An 18,385-nucleotide genomic window follows, 5' to 3' on the forward strand; every position below is an offset into this window, starting at 1 on the left:
CTTTGTATATTATCCATAATGGCAAAATCGTAACCGAGCAATCAATAGCCGAAGGATTGGCAGTCGTAGTGGAAGAGGAAATTATCAAGTCGATCATCCCGGAAGAACAGATAGTAGACTATCCGGCTGCCAAACTGATCGATGCCAACGGAGGCTATATCTCACCGGGCTTTATCGACATCCATTCCGATTACATCGAAACGATTGCTTCTCCGCGTCCGACCAGCATGATGGATTTTGACATCAGCCTGCGTGAAGCGGAAAAAATTCTTATCAGCCACGGCATCACAACGATGTTCCACTCCCTGTCGTTCTATAAAGAAGATGTTTTCTCCCACAAACCAATGCGCAATCCGAACAATATCCAACGCATGGTGGACGCTATCGAAAAGACGCATAACCGGCTGCATTTGATTCGCCATCGTCTGCATGCCCGTTTCGAAATCGATAATATCGATGAAGTGGACCAGCTGGTGAAAAATATTGAAGACGGCAAAGTGCACCTGCTGTCATTCATGGACCATACACCCGGACAAGGCCAATACCGCAACCTGGAAGTCTACCGTGAAACGTTGAAAGGCTACCGCGAAATTTCGGATGAGGACGTCAATGTGCTCATTGCAGAGCGCCAAAGCACCGAATGTCTGGCTGCAGAGAAAATCAGGGAAGTGGCGGATATTGCGCTCGCGCGCGGAATTGCTGTCGCTTCCCATGATGACGATGACGTGAAGAAACTGGATTTGGTGAAAAGCTTCGGTACCACCATCAGTGAGTTTCCGATTACGCTCGAAGTCGCCGTCAAAGCTAAAGAACTGGGCATCTACACAATCGCCGGAGCCCCGAATGTGATGCTCGGAGGTTCCCATTCAGGAAATCTTTCAGCGGCGGAAGCGGTCAGCCAGGGTTGCATGGATATCCTGTGCAGCGACTATTATCCACCTGCTTTGCTTCATGCTGTATTTGATCTGCATGAGAAATACGGCAACGATCTGCATGCGATGTTCATGATGGTCACGTTAAATCCGGCAAAAGCAGTGAAGATGGACAACGAACTGGGGTCGATCAAACCCGGGAAAAGAGCCGATCTGTTGATCATTCAACGCATGGACGACGGTTATCCGATGTTGACGGCAACAATGGTCAATGGCGCGTTGATTACTACGACGAATTACCGGTTGAAATAAAGAAAAGCGGAAGCGCCCGTGTAGCTCTGCCGGGCATAAGACGATCTGGCGAAGTGGCGTTCTTTGCCACACAGCCAGAAAAGTAGAAGTGCCTATTCAGCTCTGACAGGTGTAAGATGAGCTGGCGAAGCGGTATGTTTTTAGCCGCATAGCCAGATCGGCTTGCATCCCGAAGAGCTAGGCACTGAACTAGACACCAGAGTGGCTTATGACCCAAAGAGCTGGGCGCTGGAGTCTGGACAAAGAAAAGCGGAAGCGCCCGTGCAGTCCCGACCATAAATGAAGAACCTAAAAGTAGTATTTTCTTAAGTTAAAAAATAGGAGGCAATCTAATGACGATGCTGGAAATAGTGGGCTTTGAGAAACGCTTCACCATTCATCATTTAAACAAGACCATGCCAGCTATAAAAGACATCAGTTTTTCTTTAGAAACAGGCGAATTTATTGGCATCGTCGGAAAAAGCGGCAGTGGCAAATCGACGATCCTGAAAAGCATCTATCGTACGTATCTGCCGGATCATGGAAAGATTCTTTATGATTCTGCGGCATTCGGCGTAGTGGACATGGCCCATATCACGGAACGCCAAATGCTGCATTTGCGGAAATACGAAATCGGCTATGTGTCCCAATTTTTAAATGTCATGCCGCGTACAACCTGCCGGCAATTGGTCACCAATGCCTTATTGGAGATGGGCTCGACGGAGGTTGTGGCTGCTGAAGAAGCGGAAAAAGCATTAGCTCATTTTGAAATCGATCCAAAGCTTTGGGACAGTTACCCGAATACATTTTCAGGTGGGGAAAAACTGCGCTTAAACATTGCCATGGCGACCGTTAAGCAACCGCGGCTGCTGCTTCTTGATGAACCGACAGCGAGTCTCGATCATCAGTCCAAACTGAAAGTCCGTGAGATTATTGAAAAACTGAAGGCAGAAGGCACAACGCTTGTCGGGATTTTTCATGACATTGAATTTATGGAAGGGCTTTGCGATAAAGTTTATGACATGCAGACGAGAACGTTGACTGTCACGGGAAAAGTGGGTGTTGGCGCTGAAAGCTGACTTGCATGTCCATAGCCACTATTCAGACGGAGCGGACTCGGTGGAGAGTGTCATCAAGAAAGCTAAGAAAGCGGGCGTCACGGCTATCAGTTTTGTTGAACATGACACCATATCAGGATGGCGGGAACAACAACGCATTGCGGAAACTCATCATATACAGGCGATTCCTGGAATTGAGATTTCCGCCTATGACTTTAAGCGTCAGCGAAAAGTACACATCCTTGGCTATCATTTTAATTCTGAAGCATTAGCGATCAATCGGCTGTGCAAAGGACTTCTGGAACTTCGCCACAGCCATTCGATGTGGCAGATGAGCCAAATTCAAGCAGCAGGATTTAACCTGGATTCCGAAGCGGTTATAGAATCGGCAAAACCTTCAGCCACTGTCTACAAGCAGCATATTATGCAGCAATTGACAGATGCCCCTTATACGTCCAAGGAATATCAATTCCTGTACAAAAGCCTATTCAAAGGAAAGGGCGTCGCAGCAGGAGACATTGAGTATGCATCTGCTGCAGATGCTGTCCAGGCAATCGTTTCAGATGGAGGCCTGGCCGTTATGGCGCATCCCGGACAACTCGACTCCTATGAGCTGATACCCGAATTGATTGGATCAGGCCTAGGGGGAATTGAACGTAACCATTTCGACCATTCGGCAGAAGATCATCTGAAAGTGGAAGAGCTCGCGCGGCAATATGGGCTCGTGATGACCGGGGGCAGCGACTATCACGGAGCTTTTGGAGCAATGATAGAGCCCGGAGACATCGTCAGCCCAGGAGATGTAAGCAGCGTTAAAAGACTGTGAAGTTCCTGTAAATTTCAGTATTTTGCCTTGGAATTATGTTGTAATGGTACTGACAAAGCAGGGTCTCCTGCTCATTCCAGTTAGACAAAAAGGAGAATCGACCATGAAAAAGAAAAGTTCAGCATTGGCAATGGTAATGGGAGCGGCTTTATTGTTAGGGGCCTGCTCGGACGGCAGCGCAGAAGCGGGTAAAACGGAAGTGGATGATGTGATTAAAGTGGTCTGGTATCCAAATGAATCAGGGTCGGACATGACATCTTCCCGTGATGAAATCGGAGCGGCTATTGAGCAGGCTACAGGCAAAGAAGTCGAGCACCAATTGACAACGGATTATGCCATTGCAATCGAGACTTTGGTCAACAACAATGCGGATATGGCGTTTATGGGAGCACAGGGCTATATTGAAGCGAAAAATGGCAACGACGCGATTGAGCCGTTGGTTGTGCCGACAGGAGAATCTGGCACACTTGACGATGCCATCTACCATAGCTGGTTGGCAGTCAATGTCGACGATCAGGAGAAATTCAAAGCAGATGGCGAGTTTTCATTGGATACATTGGAACAGAAAAAAATGTCTTTCGTCTCCAATAGCTCCACCTCCGGATTTGTTGTTCCTTCTTCCACCATCATCGGCCATTTTGCTGAACAATCCGGCTATGAGGATCTGGCGGCAGAGGATTTGATGGAAGGCGGTCCATTGTTCTCTCAAGTGCTGTTCGGAAATTCACATCAGGGGTCAGCCGTCAATTTACTGAATGACAGTGCTGAAGTCTCGGCATTCTGTGACACATGTGTTGAAAACTACGTGGAGGTAACCGAAGGTGAAGCCAACGAAGTCGGTTCCATCTATAAAGTCAAAGATGATGCAGCAGAACCGTTCAATACCGTAACAGGCAGTGAATTTGCATTGATGGGGGTCACTCCTGTCTTGAATGCACCGTTCGCAGCCAATATGGAAGTGCTTGGCCAGGAAGATTACGATGCCTTGCAAGAATTATTCACTTCAGATGAAATCGCGGATAATGAAAAAATCTTTGTTCCGGAAGATTCAGGTGAGTCGGGGCTCTTCTTCAAATCAGGGGATGAACGGTTTGCGCCGGTTGAAGATGCGTGGTTCGATCCAATCCGTGAGCTATCGAAAGAATAACCGGAAGACAGCGGCGCGTTCCTATCATTGGGAATGCGCTGTCTGACAAATGAGACGAAAAAGGAGACGATGAGCATGTCTTTACTGCAAATCAAAGATCTTGGAAAGTCCTATAATTCGGATTCGAAAGTGCTGCAAGGGTTGAATTTTGAAGTGGAAGCCGGTGAATTTCTTTCTGTGATCGGACCTTCGGGAGCGGGGAAATCGACACTTCTCCGGTGCATCAATCGAATGGTGGAAATTGATGAGGGGAAAGTAGTTTTCGATGGCCAGGACGTCGGCGCATTGAACAAAAAAGAGCTGCGGAAAGTGCGTACAACTATCGGAATGATTTTTCAGCATTATAACCTGGTGCCGCGTTTATCGGTTATCGAGAACGTCCTGCATGGCCGCTTTGGCTACAAGACAACGATTCAAGGGATTTTGGGACGTTTTAACGAAGCGGAAAAAGAACATGCTTTTTTCCTGTTGAAAAAGTTGGGCATCGAAGAACACGCCTATAAACGCTGTGATCAATTGAGTGGTGGGCAACAGCAACGTGTCGGCATCGCCCGGTCATTGATCCAGGAACCGAAAATCGTTTTATGCGATGAACCGATTGCGTCGCTCGATCCAAATGCTTCAAAAGTAATCATGGACCATTTGAAATCGATCACCCAAGAGTTGGGCATTACCTGTATCGTCAACCTGCATCAAGTGGAGATTGCAAAAGACTACTCTGACCGGATCATCGGTTTGAACAAAGGCGGAATCGTTTTCGATGGACCGAGTTACCGGCTCCACCGAAGCCATACAGATCTTATTTATGGAACACAATCAAAAGCAACCCCGGAAATCAGAGAATTGATCATGGTTTAAGGAGCAATTACAGTGAATGAGAAAACAATGAAAGCCAGCCGGAAATGGCAGACACTCTTTTTTGTCGTGTTGATTTTCGGAATGACTCTTGCTTCTTCCGCAATCACCGAGTTTAATATTTTCCATGGCCTTGCCACATTGCCCAAAGCGGGTGCTTGGATCTTCTCGAATCTGTTGATCACTCAGGAATCGTTGGAACGCCTGCCGACGATTTTGGAAAAATTGCTTGAAACGATTCTCATGTCAATTGCCGCAACGACAACGGGCACGGCCGTTGCCTTTTTCTTAAGTTTGATGGGGTCGAAAACGACAGGCACCAGCAGAGCTTTAGGTGTGTTTGCGCGTTTTGTTGCCTCAGTCTCGCGGAATATCCCGGTTGTAGCCTGGGCCTTGATTCTTTTGTTGTCATTCGGCCAAAATTCGATGACAGGTTACCTGGCTTTATTCGTGGGATCTGTCGGATTTCTAACAAGAGCTTTTATCGAATCGATAGATGAAGCGAGTCAAAGTGCGGTTGAAGCACTGCGCGCCACCGGTGCAACATATTTTCAAATCGTTTTTAAAGCCGTTGTGCCGCAATGCTTGCCACAGATGATCAGCTGGATTCTTTTTATGATCGAAACCAATATCAGAAGCGCGACTTTAGTGGGAATCTTAACTGGTACGGGCATCGGCTATGCATTCGATCTGTACTATAAGACCTTGAACTACAATGCTGTAGCTCTCGTTACCTTCAGTATCATTATTGCGGTGATTGTCATCGAGCTGATGTCAAACTATATCAGGAAGGTGATTATTTAATGGAGGCAAGCACATACATAAGGCGTGGAGCCAACGGCCGCATAACAATTAAGATGGGAAGCAAGTCGGAACGCGTCATGACATGGACGGTCACGCTACTCATCGCTTTGACAATCGCGGCGTTCTACTTCTTTGATTACACAGGGCTTGACTTGTCTAAGGCCATTCCGGAAACGTTCTACAACTTAAAAAAGATGTTTTTGGCACCAGCGCTTTCCCATTTCACTTGGGGGCAAGCATTCTATCAAATGGGCGTCACCTTAGGTCTGGCATTTTTATCGACAATACTTGGAGCTGCCATCGCGTTTTTCCTGGCATTGATGGCCGCATCAAATTTATCAAAAGCCTGGATTTCAAAAACTGTGCGAATTGCTGTCGCATTTATCCGCGCAGTCCCTACTGTTCTTTGGGTATTAATTTTTGCCATTGCAGCTGGCTTGGGCAGTGAAGCGGCGGTGCTTGGTATGCTGTTTCATTCCATCGCTTATTTGGTCAAGGCCTTTTCAGAAGCCTTTGAAGAAGTGGATCAGGGGATCATTGAAGCATTACGTGCGACAGGAGCCAACTGGTGGCACATCGTTGTGCATGCGGTTCTGCCGTCGACGTTCACCTACCTCTTGTCCTGGACATTCCTGCGCTTCGAAATTAATTTTTCAGTTGCTGTGGCAATGGGTGCAGCAGCAGGAGCAGGAGGCATAGGCTTTGAACTATTCATGGCTTCCGGATTCTATTTCGATTTGAGTGAAGTGGGAATGATCACTTATATGATTTTGGTTTTTGCCATCGTCTTGGAAATCCTCTCAACTAAAATGAAAGAACGTTATTTTCCGGCTGCAAAATTAGGCAATTAAATATTATTTTCTGGTAAGTTGTAATACTCAGTTTATTGCGGTTTAATAGAGGGTGAGAGTATTTTCCAATACTAGGAGGCGGAGTAAATGAACTTAGCAGGCAAAGTGGCAATCGTAACAGGTGGGGCATCCGGTATCGGCTTGGCGACAGCAAAAGCGTTTCTTGATAAAGGAGCGAAAGTTGTCATCGCCGATTTCAATGAAGAAGGCGGCAAGCAGGCTGAACAACAGTTGAAGCAGGGAGATGCTGAAGTGTTGTTTGTCAACGTTGATGTAGCCAGTGAAGAATCAGTTGAAAAGTTGGTTGCCGCAACAGTCGAACGTTACGGAAGAGTTGACATCATGGTCAATAACGCGGGCGTCGGTGTACTTGGTGTGACACATGAATTGACGTACGAGGATTACCATAAAGTGATTTCCATCAATCAGGATGGCGTCTTTTTCGGTGCCAAACACGCAATCAAGAATATGCTGAAAAATGGCGATGGCGGTGTGATCATCAACACCTCTTCGATTCTTGGAACAGTTGGGGAAGGCGGTGCTTTTGCCTATAACGCCACTAAAGGCGCAGTCAACCTGATGACCAAATCATTGGCTTTGCAGTATGCTGAACATAAGATCCGCGTCAATGCAGTAGCGCCGGGCTATGTGGAGTCAGGGATGGTCAGTAAAGAAGCATTGGGTGATTTCTATGATGCCTTGGTTGATAAGCATCCTGTCGGCAGACTGGGACAGCCGGAAGAAATTGCACATGCCATCGTCTTCCTGGTCGAAAATGAGTTTGTGACAGGCAGTACGTTAATGGTCGATGGCGGATATACTGCTCAGTAATGAGACAGCAAAAAAGAGTGCAATATGCAGCTCCTCAGGACTGTAGACAAAGTCTGACCAAAATGTATAGCGGTGCATAATCCCCAACCGGTCCGGCCACTTCGCTTTCCGTGGGCTCAGCTTCAGCCTGTATTGAACACCATGCCCCTGCATCGCTGCGCTAGCTTCGTCGCCAGCCCGCTTGGGGCATGTTGCTCCAAGCGAAGAGAGAAGCTTGCTAGTCAACTTCAGGAAATGTCATCTCTACAAACCTGGTAAATCCTTCACTCAAGGATCCGGAGCGCAAGGCGGCGACTCCTGCGGGAGCAGCGAAGCGACGAAGTGCCGAAATCCACTCGGGCGCGAGTCCGAGTTAGTTCGGCGCGAGCCCGTGGAAAGCGTCCGCCTGTAGCGCAGGAACCGGTATAAACGTGATAAAATGTGTATTCATTCTTTAAAAGACAGCAATATTCTTTTGTCTACAAGCTCAGGAGCTGCAATATGCAGCTCCTTTTTTATTGAAAAGTTTTACTTCTTCCTATTAGGGAATTTTCAAGTAAGAGCGATTTAGGAAATTTGGAACGGCTGCAGTAAATGACAGACGAAGAGAGGAAGAGCCCCATGAAAAAACTTGGAATGATTGGTGGTACGGGACCTGAGTCAACTGTCGACTACTACCAATCCATCATCAACAAATTTCAAAAACAAACCGGTAGTCAGGAAACGTTGCCGGAACTGCTGATCTACAGCATCAATATGTATAAGATTTTCGACTTGCTTGAGAGCGGACAGGAAGAAGAACTGGCGGAATATCTGGCGGCCGCCGTACTGAGCCTGGAGCGGGCAGGAGCTGATTTTGCGGTCATTTCAGCGAATACGCCGCATATCGTCTTTGACCAGGTGCAGCAGAAAGTGAACATCCCGATGATCAGCATCGTTGAAGAAACTTACCAGAAAGCCCGACAGTTGGAACTCCGGAAAATTGGTTTGCTCGGAACCCAGTTCACCATGGAAAATGATTTTTTCAAAGAACCATTCAAGATCAATGGAAAAGAGATCTTCGTGCCGAATGAACGGGAACAACAATACATTCACGAAAAAATCGTCAAGGAACTGGAGCAGGGAATCGTCAATGAGGAAACGAAAAAAGAGTTTCTGGCGATTGTTGAACGGATGATCGAACAACATGAAATTGAAGGGCTGATTCTTGGATGCACGGAGTTTCCGATGATCTTTAAGCCAGAGGATCTGGCTATCCCGCAATTGAACACAGTGGAAGTCCATGTTGCCAAAATCGTTGAAATGATCACGACAGACTGAACAGGTCAGTGGGAAAATGGGCTTTCCTTTGAGGGAGAGCCTTTTTTCGTATGTTTAATAGCAGAACCAAAAAAAGTTACAGAAATCCTGTAACCCCTTTCTTTATGATAAAATCAGTTTTCTGGCGTATGCTGCCGTATTCGGGGTCCTCTGGTTTGTTGAGCCAGTCGGCCGTAGGAGTGGAGCCAGGAACAAAAAAAGGTGAACTGACTGCGACACTGGCGATGGCAGCTGCATCAATCGTCAATATTGTCATGCTGCTGTTCATCGTATTTGGCGGTTCGTATGTCGTAACCCTATTGCCTCAGTCGGTGGTGGATTCCTTGGTATTTGTCCTGCCCGCAATTTTCGGTGGACTCATCGCACAGTTGGCTATGCAAAAGCCATTATGGGGAGTGATCGGCATCGCCTTGGCCTTGACTGTCAACCTTGGTCCTGTGCCGACTTCATTGAAAGCCTTCTGCTGTATATTCGGTTTGGTGATCATCTGCCTGCTTCTGGAAAAACTGAAAAAGGCGACGGCATAAGCCTGGAGATTAAAAATTAGGAGGAATGCAAAATGGTACAGCAAAACAAGTCATCTCATCTCAAACAACAACTTTTGAATCTGCTCGACAGCCGGAAAGAGGAAATGATCCAGATCCGCCGCCATCTTCACCAGCATCCGGAGTTGTCATTCAAAGAAGAAAAGACTGCGCAGTACATAGCTGATTTCTATAAAGGAAAAGATGTCGAAGTCCAGATGCATGTCGGGAACGGTTTCGGCATCATCGTCACCATCAAAGGCGGCAAGCCGGGCAAGACCATTGGCCTGCGCGCTGATTTTGACGCGCTGCCGATTCACGAGGAAGTGGATGTTCCGTTCAAGTCCCAGAACGCAGGCGTCATGCACGCCTGCGGCCATGATGGCCATACAGCTTATATGCTGGTGTTGGCAGACTGCCTGATCCAATTGAAAGCAGAACTGTCAGGCACTATAAAAATCATTCACCAGCATGCGGAAGAAACACCGCCGGGCGGAGCGAAAAGCATCGTGGAATCCGGTGTGCTCGATGATCTGGATGCGGTATTCGGCACCCATCTGTTCCCAACCCATCCAGCCGGGACCATCGGCTACCGAAGCGGCTATGCCATGGCGGGCAGAACTTACTTCAAGCTGAAAATTCAGGGACGCGGCGGCCATGGCTCGTCTCCACAGAATGCCAATGACCCGATTGTCGCCGGTGCTCATTTCATCACCGCGGTACAGACAGTGGTCAGCCGTCGCCTCAATCCATTTGAAATGGGTGTAGTGACGATCGGCTCCTTTGATGGCAAGGGTTCATTCAATATCATCAAAGACAGCATTGAAATCGAAGGCGACGTCCGTTACATGAACGACAAGACACAGCAGCTGATCGACCGGGAAATCCATCGTATTGTCAGCGGCATTGAACTACAGTTTGATGTGAAATGCGATTTGGTCTACACTGCCGATTACCCGCCGCTGAAAAACGATGAGGCCGTAACTGAAGAAGTCGTAGCCATCCTGAAAAAAGCCGCCGATCCCGATATCAAGGAAGTGGTCGAATATCCGGTATTTTCCGGTTCGGAAGACTTCGCTTATTACTTGGAAAAAACACCAGGGCTGTTTTTCAACATCGGCTGCAAACCAAAAGGGCAGTCGGAAGTCTTTTTTAACCATCACCCGAAATTCGATATCGATGAAGACGCCTTGCTGGTTGCCGCAAAAGCGGTTGCTTATGTAGTTTGTGATTATGGGCAGCCCAGCTGAGTTTGGAGTAGAACCGTTCCCTTCAAGGAGCGGTTCTTTTTTGTCTTCATTTTAAATTTTAATGTGAAAATCCTTCTCGTCGAACTGTGGATTGCAGAATGCTTTCTAATAAACTGTCCATTTCAAATGGAGCTCAGTTTAACCATAATTTAGAATGGCTGCTTTTTTCAATTGCTAGTTATTTTTTGATCTACAATTTCACGGATATACTTCATCGTTCGTTGTTGTGCTTCGTCAACAGTGTAATGATTGCGGTTATTCAAGAAATTTGAGAACATGCCTTGCCAAACCAAGTTGGTCAATTCATTCAATTCTTCTGCTGCATCTTTATCCAAAAGACCTTCTTGAACGATGAAGTTAATGGCGAAACGACCACGATCCGTGATGCTTCTTTCCAGTAAACCGGGTAATAATTCTTCTGGGATTGTCACGAGATCGGAAGGATACAGTTCATAATAACGTTCCAGCATATTTTCAGGACGGTCCCCAAGATCCATCAGAAAGACAGCGTTGAAGATTTCAGGAATCTTGAAAGAATACTCGCTGAAACATTCCCAGGCGATGAGATACTTCTCAACAGGATTGTCTGTTTTCTCCATTTCAGTGGTAACTGTCTCCACATAAGGGCGTAAAAATTTTAAGGAAGCAAAAAACAGCAAATGAGATAATTCGTCGAAATAATTATAGATGGTAGCACTGTTGTATCCCGCCTTCTCGGCTACTTTCCGGATCGTTACATGGTCAAATCCTTCAGTTTGAATCAACTCTTCTGTCGCATCAATAAAATATGTCCACATGCGGCGTTTTTTTATATTCTTTTTCTCCAATCGATAACCCACCTTTGAGTATTAAACTATTTTTATATAATGTTGAACTATTCTATACTCTCATGATACGCTAAATAAACAGAAAAGTAATCATGATTATTTTTTAATCATGATTTTACTTTCAACTTTTAGGGGGAAAAAAGATGAATAAAGTAAAAATTGATCCACTTGTTTTTTGGTCTTCTTTGATTGTAATCATTGTAGCTACTTTAGGTCTTGTGATTTTTCAAAGCAGTGCCGAACCTGTATTAAATACAATGTTAACAGGGATTACGTATAATCTCGATTGGGCATTTCAATTTTTAACATTTGGTTTATTCTTGTTGTTAATGTATCTCGTATTTGGTAAATACGGAAAAGTGAAGCTCGGAGAGGAAGCGCCTGAGTTTTCCACCTTCAGTTGGGGGGCTATGTTATTTTGTGCAGGGATGGGAACGAGTATCATGTTCTGGTCCATGATGGAGCCAATGTATTATTTCATGGGTCCTCCATTTGGAATAGAGCCGAACAGCAGTGAAGCTGCTGAATGGGCAGTCGCTTATGGCATGTTTCATTGGGGAATCTCTGCGTGGGCACTTTACGCTTTACCTACTGTGACGATTGCTTATTCGTTTTTTGTTAAGAAGAACCATTCGCTTAAAATCAGTTCAGCTTGTCGGGGAGCATTAGGCAAACACGCTGATGGGTTCATCGGAAAAGCCATTGATATCCTGGTCATCTGGAGTTTGGTCGGAGGACTTGGAACTTCTCTCGGACTGGGTGTACCGATGGTATCGGCAGTTATTGGAGAAATTTTCGGTGTTCCACAATCGATGATGTTAAGCATCATCATCATTATTGTTTGGGTCATTATCTATAGCGCAAGTGCGTACATGGGATTATACAAGGGCATCCGGAAGCTCAGTGACTGGAACGTTTACTTGGCATTGGGTTTAGCGATTTTCGTATTGCTGGTAGGTCCAACTTTGTTTATTCTTTCTAATTTCAGCAACAGCTTCGGATTGATGCTGCAGAACTTCGCATTTATGAGCTTTTCAACCGATCCGATCAATCAGGGAGGGTTTCCGCAGACGTGGACAGTCTTTTATTGGGCTTGGTTCGCAGCAACGGCACCTTTCATCGGTTTGTTCGTTGCCCGTATTTCAAGAGGCAGAACGATCCGTGAATTGATTACCCATATATTGATATGGGGATCTGTAGGCAGCTGGATTTATTTCGGTATTTTTGGCGGCTATACCTTGAATCTCCAATTGAGCGGAGCACTCGATGTCATTGGAATTATGGGTGAAAGAGGAGATCCTGCTGCAATTGTTGAGATTTTAAAAACCTTGCCACTCAGCTTCATCGTTTTGCCGTTCTTCGCACTTCTTGGATTTATCTTCCTGGCAACGTCGTTGGATTCGGCCACCTATATTTTAGCATCCATCACGACAAAAGAATTGACAGCAGGCCAGGAGCCAGCCCGCTGGAATCGGATGCTTTGGGGAATGGTATTGGCTGCCTTAGCTATATCTTTACTGCTGATCGGCGGGTTAAGAGTCATCCAGACATCCTCCGTCATTGTTTCAGTGCCGGTGATTATCCTCTACGTATTGCTTTCGGTTTCACTCCTGCGGTGGTTAAAGCAGGATTACCCCGAGGCAGAAACATCAACTGAAAAAGGAGAGCTTGAGTAATGGTATTCAACGTAAGAGAAAGCACAAGGTCAATTAAAGAAGATTTTCCATATGAAGTGGATATAGTGGAGCACGTATGGATTCCCATGTCTGACGGCGTTCGGTTGTCGGCAAAGCTATGGATTCCAAAATGTACAAAAACCAAGCCGCTTCCAGCGATTCTGGAATACCTTCCTTACCGAAAAAATGAATTTACCGCATTGCGGGACTCGATTCGCCATCCATATTTTGCTGGGCATGGCTATGTCAGCATCCGTGTCGACCTAAGAGGCTGCGGAGATTCCGAAGGCATAATGTATGACGAATATGCCGAACAGGAACAGGATGATGCGCTTGAAGTGCTCGACTGGATTGCCAAACAGGAATGGTCCACTGGCTCTGTCGGCATGATCGGGAAATCCTGGGGAGGATTCAACGGTCTCCAGGTTGCTGCACGTCAGCACCCGGCCCTGAAAGCGATTATTACACTTTGTTCTACTGATGACCGCTATGCTGATGATGTCCATTATAAGGGAGGCGTTTTGCTCGCTTCCGATATGCTCTGGTGGGCTTCGACGATGTTGGTTTATAACGGCAGGCCGGCCGATCCAAAGCATGTTGGGGATGCATGGCGCGAAAATTGGTTGGAACGACTGGAAAAAACGCCTCCATTCGTAGAAGCGTGGATGAGTCATCAGCGGCGTGATGCTTACTGGAAGCATGGCTCAGTTTGTGAAAACTACGATGATATCAAAATTCCGGTCTATGCGGTCGGTGGTTGGGCTGATGGCTACACCAACGCAATTTTCCGAATGGTACAGAACTTAAAAGGACCCAAAAAAGGGTTGATTGGTCCTTGGGCACATGAATATCCGGAAGTTGCGGTTCCCGGGCCACAAATCGGCTTTCTGCAAGAATGTCTTCGTTGGTGGGACCAATGGCTGAAAGAGGAAGAAACAGGCATTATGGACGAACCCGTCTTGCGTATGTGGCTGCAGGACGCCGTTCCACCGAAAACAGACTACCATGTCCGTCCTGGGGAATGGGTTCTTGAGAACAGTTGGCCGACCGAAAATGCCAAAGAACAAACGCTGCACCTCGGTGACTTGCAATTAACCGCCAAGCCGGATGGGGGCAAAGAAAGCTTGATGACCCATCAGCAACATGGGTTGTATGCAGGTGTGTACTGTCCATTTGGCCAAGAAGGCGATATGCCGTCAGATCAAGCAATTGAAAACGGATTGTCGAACACCTTCACCGGCAAAGAACTAAAAGAAGAACTGGCGATCCTCGGATTTCCGAAAATGCAGCTGAAGCTTCTCAGCGACAGCAAACGAGGGAATTTGGCGGTGCGCTTGAGTGATCTGTCACCTTTTGGTACATCAAAGCTAATCAGTTGGGGACAATTGAACCTGACGCATCGTGACAGCCATGAATTCCCTGAAGATGTGCCAATCGGTGAAGAGTTTGTCGTAACAGTGGAGCTGGACGCTATTGGCTACAAAGTGCCGAAAGGTCATCGTCTGCAATTATCAGTGGCCCCGACCTACTGGCCGCATGCTTGGCCCTCAGCAGAGGAAGCGGAAATCCAGATCATTAAAGATCAGGACACGAAACTGATCCTTCCGGCTTACACGAACAAGACGCAGCCAGAAGATATTGTTCCTTTCGAACGTCCCGAAACGGCGGCTGTTATGGAGCGTGAGATAATGCGGGAAGCGGGACGGACCCGTGAAATCAGCCATAATACGGTGACCAATGAATGGGTGTTAAATGATTTTTCAGATGAAGGATGCCGGCGATTACCGGAAAATGGCCTGGAATACGGCAGCACCAATAAAAACGTTTACCGCATCACTGAAGGAGATCCTCTATCAGCTTCTGTCGTCTGCGATTGGACATTGACGGTTGGACGTGAAGATTGGCAAACACGCTTGGAGTCATCTAGTACGATGACTTCCGATGCTTCCAAATTCTACATCACTAGTGGATTGAAAGCTTACGAAGGCGATAAAATAGTTTATGATACATGCAGGAAATTTGAAGTCGATCGCGATTTTAACTAAAGGCTAAAAAAGGAGCTTCCATTTCACTGGGAGCTCCTTTTTCGATACCAAGTTTTAAAAATCTCTGGATGGAAAACAATCATGGGATAAAGTATGATGAAACCACAAGCAAAACCCGTGCCTTTAGAGGAGGTGGTATCAGATGACAATCGCTCCCGCCAAACAGCGCCGTCCATCGTACCAGGCTTTCTTCCTTATACATCCAGTCGAAAAAACATAAGGAGTGGTCTCACATGATCCATGTAAAAGAAGCGAACCTGAACAGTGGCAGCACAGAAGACAACCCAAAAGCGTTTATCCGGAATGACCAATACAATTTCATCAAGGATCAGACGAAAATCCTGGTGTCGGGACAAGCCAGCGCAAATGATGCAGAGGTATTGAATGTACTCAGGCATCTCGCACACGAAAAAGTCTATAAATTATTTCCATCACTTACCGAAGAGCAGAAGAAAATCCTCAACCCTTTGGTACAGGTGAAGGAACTTAGCGATGCGGAAGCATTTCTGGGACAGCTTCAGCCATACATCATTCCATTCAAAGCAGTCACAGATCAGGGATTGAAGAAGTTATTCCCTAAAGCAAAAAAGTTCAAGGGACCGAAGCTGGAGACTATCAACTTCAGCAGAACTTCCTATTTGGCGTGGACGGAAAGTTCCAATCTCATGTATTTGGTGGCGGATGAAAGCGATCGGCTGATCGGTGTCCAAGGCAGCTTTACGCGCAGTGCGAAGCAAGGCATCTGCACCATCTGCAACCGCCACAGTGAAGTCGGCATGTTCATCGCCAAAACAAAAAGCTCCGGGCAGGATCAGTTTATCAAGCGGGGCAATTACATTTGCCAGGATTCCGCTGCCTGCAATGAGCATGTCAAAACCTTGGACCGTCTGAATGAATTTATCGGACAGTTCCAGAAATAGCAAAGCAGATAAGAACCGTTTCCGGAAGTCGTTAAAATGACTTCCGGAAACGGTTCTTTTTTCTATCGGAAAAGCTAATGGGCTCACTCGTTTGTTTTGTACCTTCTGTAGACTACATTTTCCGATCGACTAAAGAAAAGGCACAGTTTAAATAATTAGAATTTTCTTTTAATTAAGTATTGATTTATCGTGGAAGCGCTTTTATAATGATGATAATATCAAATGTCACGACGCTGAACAAATGTAAAAAGGAGGCGGAAATCCATGTGGGGATGGTTCATCGTTTTGTTTGCTGCAGTCTGGCTGCTTCAACTTTGGATGACCAAAGCGCAGTTGAAGAATTATCATGGCACGATCAGGGAGTTGAGCAGAAGGCCTTCAGGATATCTGGGTGTAGGGATTCAAAAACAGAAACTGGGAATAGGGGCGGTAGCAATTTTGGTGACTGATGAAGCCGGAACCGTGGTCGAAAGCCGGTTGATGCATGGCGTTACAGTGTTCAGCCGTTTTGAACCATTCACGAAGTATATTGGCATGCCGTTGGAAGCTGTAATGGAAGGTCTTAACGGGGAACCGATGGATCTGGCCTTTAAGATGGCAATTGAAAAGATAGAGGCGCAGATGAATGAAAAGACAAATCTAGCGGTATAAGGAGGAAGAATAATGGACTTTTTAGTTAGATTGGCAGAAGGGTTTATTGGCATGTTCCAAGCAGGCGGTGATGTTTTTGTCGGCTTGGTGACCGGCATCATTCCGTTGCTTGTTGTTTTGATCACAGCCGTTAATGCATTTATCCGTTTGGTGGGGGAAGAGCGCATCAACAACCTAGCACGCAGAAGCACGAAGAACATCATTTTGCGTTATTCGCTGTTTCCTGTCTTAGCGGTTTTCTTCCTGACCAACCCGATGGCCTATACCTTCGGGAAATTTCTGCCGGAAAAACAAAAACCGGCATTTTATGATTCAGCAGTATCTTTTGTGCATCCGATTACAGGCTTGTTCCCACATGCCAATCCCGCTGAGTTGTTTGTGTATCTGGGAATTTCCGCAGGGATCACCCAATTGGGCTTTTCGCTTGGGCCATTGGCGATCCGCTTCTTTATCGTAGGGGTGATCGTCATTCTGATCCGGGGCATCGTCACAGAAATCATCACGGTACGTATGATGAAATCACGAGGCATGGAAGTCTAACTAACCGAGTGGTCTAAAAAAGGGAGGCAAAGAAAATGAGCAGCATTCAGACGCCATTGAATTTTAAGCCGGTGACAGTAACGAAAGGCAGAGGCGGTTGGGGCGGTCCGTTGACCATTCGGCCAAATGAAGAAAAGCGCTACATTGTGTCGGTAACAGGCGGCGGCATTCATCCCGTTGCGGAAGAAATTGCGAAACTGACCGGTGCCGAAGCAGTAGATGGATTTAAAGGTTCGTACGATAAAGAAACCATGGCCTGCGTCATCATCGATTGCGGCGGAACGGCCCGCTGCGGCGTTTACCCGAAGATGAACATTCTGACGGTCAATGTCAATGCGACCTCACCATCGGGACCATTGATGAAATTCATCAATGAAGAGAATTTCGTGTCCGGAGTGAAACTTGAAAACATCAGTGCAGTAGCGGCTCCATACGAAGACCAGGACGCTGTGGAGGACGCGGTGGAGAAAGTGGAAAGTCCGGCAGCCCGCGAAAAGACGCCGCAGGAGATAAAAGAAGAAGCAAAACAAAAAGCAGCCGGCTATAAGCAGAAGCCTGAAAAAATGAACATCATCGAGAGAATCGGCCGTGGAGCCGGTAAAGTGGTCGGGATCTTCTATCAAGCCGGCCGGGAAACCATCGATCAGGTGCTGAAGAACATTTTGCCGTTCATGGCTTTTGTCAGTATGCTGATCGGGATTATTACTTTTACGGGAATCGGTGATTTGATCGCCAATTTCGTTTCGCCATTAGCAGGGAATATTGGGGGCTTGCTGATCCTATCAGTTATTTGTGCATTGCCGATCCTGTCGCCATTGCTTGGACCGGGTGCAGTTATTGCCCAAGTAGTCGGGGTTTTGGTCGGTGTGGAAATTGGCCGCGGGAATATCCCGCCGGAATTGGCGCTGCCTGCCCTGTTTGCCATCAATCCACAGGTTGGGGCGGATTTCGTGCCGGTTGGCCTGACATTGGGAGAAGCGGAGCCGGAAACCATTGAAGTCGGGGTTCCAGCGGTCTTGCTGTCACGTGTTATCACCGGCCCACTCGCGGTCGTCATTGCATACTTGTTCAGTTTCGGTCTGTACAGCTAGAAAATAAGGAGGTAATAAGGTGGAGGA

General features: G+C 46.7%; 18 protein-coding genes. 17 read left to right on the top strand and 1 reads right to left on the bottom strand.

Annotated elements, in window-relative coordinates:
• Positions 1–2: 2 nt before the first annotated feature.
• The 11 genes from phnM (at position 3) to K8U60_RS07185 (ending at position 10,608) form a co-directional block, all read left to right on the top strand.
• Positions 3–1,184, top strand: coding sequence for a phosphonate metabolism protein PhnM (gene phnM / locus K8U60_RS07135; protein WP_223636387.1), 1,182 nt, complete (start codon positions 3–5; stop codon positions 1,182–1,184).
• Positions 1,185–1,516: 332 nt separating this feature from the next.
• Positions 1,517–2,242, top strand: coding sequence for a phosphonate C-P lyase system protein PhnL (gene phnL, locus K8U60_RS07140; protein WP_223636390.1), 726 nt, complete (start codon positions 1,517–1,519; stop codon positions 2,240–2,242).
• Positions 2,232–3,047 (top strand): PHP domain-containing protein, encoded by an 816-nt coding sequence (locus K8U60_RS07145; RefSeq protein WP_223636816.1) that lies wholly within the window; start codon positions 2,232–2,234, stop codon positions 3,045–3,047. Before phnL ends, K8U60_RS07145 begins: the two co-directional genes overlap by 11 nt.
• A 103-nt stretch (positions 3,048–3,150) precedes the next feature.
• Positions 3,151–4,194, top strand: coding sequence for a PhnD/SsuA/transferrin family substrate-binding protein (locus tag K8U60_RS07150; protein ID WP_223636392.1), 1,044 nt, complete (start codon positions 3,151–3,153; stop codon positions 4,192–4,194).
• A 75-nt stretch (positions 4,195–4,269) separates the two neighbouring features.
• Positions 4,270–5,052 (top strand): phosphonate ABC transporter ATP-binding protein, encoded by a 783-nt coding sequence (gene phnC, locus K8U60_RS07155; protein WP_223636394.1) that lies wholly within the window; start codon positions 4,270–4,272, stop codon positions 5,050–5,052.
• Positions 5,053–5,064: 12 nt separating this feature from the next.
• Positions 5,065–5,853: a phosphonate ABC transporter, permease protein PhnE gene (gene phnE, locus K8U60_RS07160; protein WP_223636397.1), complete on the top strand. Its 789-nt coding sequence runs from the start codon at positions 5,065–5,067 to the stop codon at positions 5,851–5,853.
• Positions 5,853–6,704 (top strand): phosphonate ABC transporter, permease protein PhnE, encoded by an 852-nt coding sequence (gene phnE / locus K8U60_RS07165; RefSeq protein ID WP_223636400.1) that lies wholly within the window; start codon positions 5,853–5,855, stop codon positions 6,702–6,704. Before phnE (K8U60_RS07160) ends, phnE (K8U60_RS07165) begins: the two co-directional genes overlap by 1 nt.
• An 87-nt stretch (positions 6,705–6,791) precedes the next feature.
• On the top strand, positions 6,792–7,535 hold the full coding sequence (locus K8U60_RS07170) for an SDR family NAD(P)-dependent oxidoreductase (protein ID WP_223636403.1): 744 nt from the start codon (positions 6,792–6,794) through the stop codon (positions 7,533–7,535).
• 600 nt (positions 7,536–8,135) lie between these two features.
• Positions 8,136–8,834, top strand: a complete 699-nt coding sequence (locus K8U60_RS07175; RefSeq protein WP_223636406.1) for an aspartate/glutamate racemase family protein — start codon at positions 8,136–8,138, stop codon at positions 8,832–8,834.
• 155 nt (positions 8,835–8,989) lie between these two features.
• Positions 8,990–9,361: a hypothetical protein gene (locus K8U60_RS07180; protein ID WP_223636410.1), complete on the top strand. Its 372-nt coding sequence runs from the start codon at positions 8,990–8,992 to the stop codon at positions 9,359–9,361.
• Positions 9,362–9,393: 32 nt separating this feature from the next.
• Positions 9,394–10,608, top strand: a complete 1,215-nt coding sequence (locus K8U60_RS07185; protein WP_223636412.1) for an amidohydrolase — start codon at positions 9,394–9,396, stop codon at positions 10,606–10,608.
• A 167-nt stretch (positions 10,609–10,775) separates the two neighbouring features.
• Here K8U60_RS07185 and K8U60_RS07190 read toward each other — a convergent pair whose 3' ends face one another.
• Complete coding sequence (locus tag K8U60_RS07190) at positions 10,776–11,435, bottom strand: TetR/AcrR family transcriptional regulator (RefSeq protein ID WP_223636415.1); 660 nt, start codon at positions 11,433–11,435, stop codon at positions 10,776–10,778.
• 143 nt (positions 11,436–11,578) lie between these two features.
• Here K8U60_RS07190 and K8U60_RS07195 point away from each other — a divergent pair, with 143 nt between their 5' ends.
• The 6 genes from K8U60_RS07195 to srlE all read left to right on the top strand — a co-directional run bounded on the left by K8U60_RS07195 (position 11,579) and on the right by srlE (position 18,358).
• Entirely contained in the window at positions 11,579–13,111 is a 1,533-nt protein-coding gene (locus K8U60_RS07195; protein ID WP_223636417.1) for a BCCT family transporter, read from the top strand.
• Positions 13,111–15,156: a CocE/NonD family hydrolase gene (locus tag K8U60_RS07200; RefSeq protein WP_223636420.1), complete on the top strand. Its 2,046-nt coding sequence runs from the start codon at positions 13,111–13,113 to the stop codon at positions 15,154–15,156. Before K8U60_RS07195 ends, K8U60_RS07200 begins: the two co-directional genes overlap by 1 nt.
• 233 nt (positions 15,157–15,389) lie before the next feature.
• A complete protein-coding gene (locus tag K8U60_RS07205; protein ID WP_223636422.1) occupies positions 15,390–16,076 on the top strand; it encodes a FusB/FusC family EF-G-binding protein in 687 nt (228 codons plus the stop codon).
• Between the two features lie 264 nt (positions 16,077–16,340).
• Positions 16,341–16,727 carry a transcriptional regulator GutM gene (locus tag K8U60_RS07210; RefSeq protein WP_223636424.1) on the top strand — a complete coding sequence of 129 codons (387 nt, stop codon included), beginning with the start codon at positions 16,341–16,343 and terminating at the stop codon, positions 16,725–16,727.
• 12 nt (positions 16,728–16,739) lie between these two features.
• Positions 16,740–17,267, top strand: coding sequence for a PTS glucitol/sorbitol transporter subunit IIC (gene srlA, locus K8U60_RS07215; protein WP_223636426.1), 528 nt, complete (start codon positions 16,740–16,742; stop codon positions 17,265–17,267).
• Positions 17,268–17,302: 35 nt separating this feature from the next.
• The gene (gene srlE / locus K8U60_RS07220; RefSeq protein ID WP_223636428.1) at positions 17,303–18,358 is read left to right on the top strand and encodes a PTS glucitol/sorbitol transporter subunit IIB; all 1,056 of its coding nucleotides are present in this window, start codon (positions 17,303–17,305) and stop codon (positions 18,356–18,358) included.
• The last annotated feature ends 27 nt before the right edge of the window (positions 18,359–18,385 follow it).

The sequence above is a fragment of the Planococcus circulans genome (assembly GCF_020023385.1).
Classification (GTDB): domain Bacteria; phylum Bacillota; class Bacilli; order Bacillales_A; family Planococcaceae; genus Planococcus.